1 pseudogene is annotated in these 5,206 nt (G+C 60.0%); it reads left to right on the top strand.

Annotated elements, in window-relative coordinates:
* A pseudogene (locus tag HMPREF9007_RS09555) lies at positions 1–5,206 on the top strand (LamG-like jellyroll fold domain-containing protein); the annotation flags it as partial.

A 5,206-nucleotide genomic window follows, 5' to 3' on the forward strand; every position in this document is an offset into this window, starting at 1 on the left:
GACCCTTTACGTGGACGGCAAACAGCAGAACGCCCACACGGTCACCCGCAGCGGTACGACCAACAGCAGCTTCCCGCTCTCCATGTCCTCCCTGTCGGTAGGCCGGCATACCGTCCAGATGGTCGCCGAGATGGATGCCGGCGACGGCCTGACGCTCAAAAGCGAGAGCATCCATATCGATATCCTGAAGAGCGGCAGCAGCGTCCCCTACGTGGGGCTGATGGTCACCCACCGGGACGGTCGTATCCTTACCGGTGCCGACCACCTCTCCCCGGTCATCGAGGTGGGGCAGTACGAGAACTGCGAGTTCAAGTTTGCCGCCTACGATCCCGGTACCACCCCGGCGGGTGTGGGCATCTACAGGAACGGCACGCTTCTCCAGACGGTGAGCGTCCCGCGTACCGCCCAGACCTACCGGAACCGCTTCACGGAGCAGGGCCGGCAGCAGATGCAGCTGAAGGTCGGTGCCACCGCCTACACTTTCCACATTGACGTGGTCGAGAGCGGCATCGACATCAGCGAGGCCACCTACGGCCTTCAAGTGAAGCTTAGCCCGTCCGGCCGCAGCAACAGCGAGAGCGACCCGGCGCGGTGGGAGTATAACGGCGTGAAGACAATCTTCGAGGGCTTCGACTGGAGCAGCAACGGCTGGACGGGTGACAGCCTGAAACTGACGGGCGGGGCGAAGGCCGTCATCGGCTACCAGCTGTTCAAGGATGATGCCGGCGCCTCCGGCGCTACCATCGAGATGGAGTTCCGGGTATCGGGTGTGACGGACCGTCAGGGCGAGGTGATCAGCTGCATGGATAAGGGGAAAGGCCTTAGTGTCACGAGCGAGGAGGCGAGCATCAAGACCGGCACCATCCTGCACTACACGAACGAGGACGGTGAGGACGCGAGCCGTGAAATCAAGATCGGCACGAAGTTCGCCCCCGAGAAGTGGCTGAAGGTCGCCTTCGTCATCGGCAAACGCGGTGACGGGCGCCTGATGGAACTTTACGTGAACGGCAACCGTGCCGGTGCTGACATCTACGACAACAGCTACTACTTCCGCCAGGACACCCCGGCGGGCATCACCGTCGACAGCGCGTCCGCCGACGTGGAACTGAAGAACATCCGTATCTACAACCGTGCCCTGAGCGATGACGAAGTCCTGGAGAACCGGATGGTGGATGCCGGCAGCAGCGACGACATGATGCGCCTGTACGAGGAGAACGACATCCTGGGCGGCAGCGGCGACGTCGATATCGACAAGCTGCGCGCCAAGGGGAAGGGCGTGATGCGCATCGTCCGCAAGGGCGGCCTTGACGAGGTGAACGAGACGAACAACAAGAAGACCGACTTCATCGCCGACGTCTATTTCTGGTCCCCTTTCGGCAAGGAGTACGACTTCGTCCTCCGCGACTGCTACATCCGTATCCAGGGTACCAGTTCCACGAAATACCCGAGCAAGAACATCCGCATCTACTTCACCAAGGGCGGCGCGAACCTCAGTTTCGAGATCAACGGCGTCCCGGACCCCCTTGGCGGCAACAGGTACATGATGCGCCCCGGAAGCATCCCGATGGACCTGTTCTGCATGAAGTCCGACTATTCCGACTCGTCCATGACTTTGAATACCGGTGTGGCGAAGCTGTACAACGACGTGATGCTCGAATTGGGCCTTCTGACCCCTCCGCAGCGTTACCAGCTGGAACAGGCGGGCGGTGACCTGAACGCGGTGAAGGTTAGGCAGAGCATCGACGGTTTCCCCATCGACGTGTTCAGCGCGGAGACCGCTGACGGGGAGAGCACCTACTACGGGCAGTACAACTTCAACAACGAGAAGAGCAAGAGCGGCAGGCTGTTCGGCATGGAGGGGCTTGACGGTTTCACCCCTTCCTGCCCGATGACGCTGGAGACGCTGAACAACGGCGAGAGGGTCTGCCTTTTCCAGAGCTCCGGCGACGCGGATCTTGCCGCCGGTTTCGATGCCGGCCTGGAAACCAACTACCCGGACGACGTGAAATGGGCGGGCCTGAACACGGCCCAGCAGTCCGCGCTGAAACGCCTTTTCGGCTGGATCCGTTCATGTGTCCCGGCAAACGCCACCGCGGACGACCTGGGCACCTTCGTGAGTGAAAAGTTCAGGACGGAAATCGGCCAGTATTTTGATGTGGACCACCTGCTGACCTACTACGTGCACACCGACTACTTCGCGAGCGTTGACCAGCGCGCGAAGAACATTCTCCTGCGTACCTGGGACGGGCTGGTCTGGTACACCACCTACTACGACGGTGACACCCAGCTTGCCAAGAGGAACGACTGTTTCCTTGCCTACGACTACACGCTCGACCGTGACACGTGGGACGCGGAGGCGGGGAAATACGCCTTCGAGGGCCGCGACAGCTGGCTTTGGAACCTCGTTCTGGCCAACCTGCAGGACGAGCTGAAAGCCTGCGCCGCCGCTTACCGCGCGAAAATGACGGTCGATCGCGTGCTGTCGATGCTTGACGTGGAACAGGCGGGCAACTGGAGCGACCGTGCGTACAACAAGAGCGGCTACCTGAAGTATATCCGCCCGAACATGGAAGAGGTTTACGGCAAGAAATGGCCGTTCATCTACGCCCTTCAGGGAAGCAACGCTGCGCACCGCAGTTATTTCGTGAAGAACCGTTTCGCCCTTCTGGACGCCAAATACGGCACGAGCAACTTCACGAGTGACAACATCGACCTTTACATGGCCCGTACCGCCTCCGATGCCGCCGACGTGGTGAAGATCACGGCGAGCGAGGTGTACGCTTTCGGTTACGGCACGAACAACAGCCCCAATATCGGGGGTACCGGCATCGTGGAGGGCGGCAAGGTGGCCACCCTTCAAATCACGGGGGCCTACACGGTAAACGACCCCCTGCGTATCTACGGCGCGAGCCGCATGCGTGTGCTTGACATGACCGGCGCCTCGGACCGCCTGAAGAACGGCCTTGACCTGGGTAAATGTACCGTATTGCGTGAGCTGAACCTGCAAAGCCCCTCCACCGGTTCGACTGGCTGGTGGCTGAACCTCGGCAGCTGCCGCCAGCTGCGTAAGGTGAACCTGCGCAACCAGGCACAGGCCAAGACCGGGAGCAACACCAGCACCGAGCTTGACTTCACGAACCAGACCAAGCTGGAGGAACTTGACGCGAGAGGCACGCAGGTGCAGAGCGTGACCTTCGCCAAGGGTGCCCCGCTGACGAGGGCCTGGCTTCCCGGCACGCTGACCGTGTTGAAACTGGAATACCTGGGCAAACTGGTCACAAGCGGGCTCACGCTGGAGAACTACAGTAAAGTGAAGACGCTTATCGTGGACGGCTGTCCGGGGGTGAACTGGGAAACCCTGCTGAACCGCTGTTCCGGCGTGGAACGCATCCGCGTGACCGGCATCGACCGGGAGGACGACGGCACATGGCTGAACCGGTTCATGAAGATGGGCGGCGTGGACGCTGAAGGCAACGCCACGGACACGTGCGCGCTGGCGGGTACGGTGCGCCTTACCAACTATGTCGAGGATGAGAGATACGAGGCGTTGAAAGCCCATTTCCCGGAATTGAACATCCTCCAGCCCGAATACACGATGATCGAGTCCGACGATGATGTGGCCGACGACGCCAATATCAGCAACCCGGACAACAGGACAGGTTATAAGTACGGTACGCCTTACAGGGCGAGCGGCCATATCACCGCCATCCTGAAACAGCGTCACCGCGTGCTGGCGAAAGTGACCAGGAAGCCTACCACGCGCAGCGTGAAGATCGCGAATGTCGATACGACGGTGAACAACCTCGACGGCGAGATGACCTATTACCCGCTGGATGACGGCAATTCCAACCGTTACGCCGACGGCAGCGCCGCCAGACTTGACGGCAGCGAGGGCGACTGGATGATGCTCGAGCCGTTTTTCTGGTCAAAGGGCATCAATGACTACCTGAACGGCAAGCATTACTCCTGCTACAGCAGCAAGGACCGGGATGACATGCCCTCCGTTCCTGATGCTGATATCCTCACGCTGGATGACATCAAGGAAGCCGGCGGTTACCTGGGCGGTCGTAAGATCATGAGCGGCAAGGATACGCTTGCGAACAGCTACAGTGCCGACACCACGTATTCCGTCTGCAAGGTGAACGTCAGCGGGCACAAGCGTGTCCGGTTCCCGAGCGTTCCCGGTACGAACCTTGTCGGCAGCGTGTTCACTGACAATACCGGCGCCGTAGTCAGTTCCATCGTTGTTCCGACCCTCTCCAACAAGTTCGAGGCGGGCATGTACCTGATCGCCGACGTTCCTGCCGGTGCCACAGCGCTGCATTTCTCTATACTGAACACCGCGGAGTTCGACAAGGTAGTGCTTTCCAACTCCGACAGGATCGAGGACATGGAGCCGGACTGGGTAGCCAATGACGAGCACCTTTGCGCGGTTGTGGGCAGTTCGGTTGTCGGTTCCAAGCTCCGCGCCTGTATCACCGGCGGCAGCACTACGGCGAGCATGAGCTGGGCCGACTTCCATTATTACTCGGTACAGCGTGGTATGCAGCAGATTGATGCGCTGATGCACTCCCGTATCGCCAACCTCTTCTACGCCGCCTATGGCCGTCGTGACAGCCAGGAACAATGCGGTGCGGGCCAGCATACTTACAACCGTACCACCGGCGGTACCGCTTCACGCGGCATGACCGATACGATCGGTTATGAAGAGGCGCACGCCATCAACCCGAACGTGACGAACTCGCTTGTGGACAACATGGTCCACCAGTACGCCTGGTACCGGGGCGAGGATGACTACGGCGGTGCTACTGTCACGCAGGTGAACAATATCTGCTGCCTTGGCTACGAGGATATCTACGGTCATAAGTATGACATGATGGACGGCGTTGACCTTCCTAATGACAGCGGCAACGCCGGCAAGTGGCGCATCTGGATGCCTGACGGCACGACCCGTATGGTGAAAGGAGGCACAAGCTCGGGCGTATGGATAACGGCCGTTGCACATGGCAAGTACATGGACGTGGTTCCGGTGGGTTCCGTTTCGGGTTCTTCCTCGACGCATTATTGCGATATGTACTACATATCCACTGCAGCCAGCCGTGTGGTCTATCGTGGCTGCCACTCGCGAACCCGTATGGCGGTGTTTCGATGTCGAATGCGAACAACGATTCCTCGAGTACGAGCACGTACATCGGTTCTCGTCTGG

This window comes from Bacteroides sp. 1_1_14, from assembly GCF_000162515.1.
GTDB lineage: Bacteria > Bacteroidota > Bacteroidia > Bacteroidales > Bacteroidaceae > Bacteroides > Bacteroides thetaiotaomicron.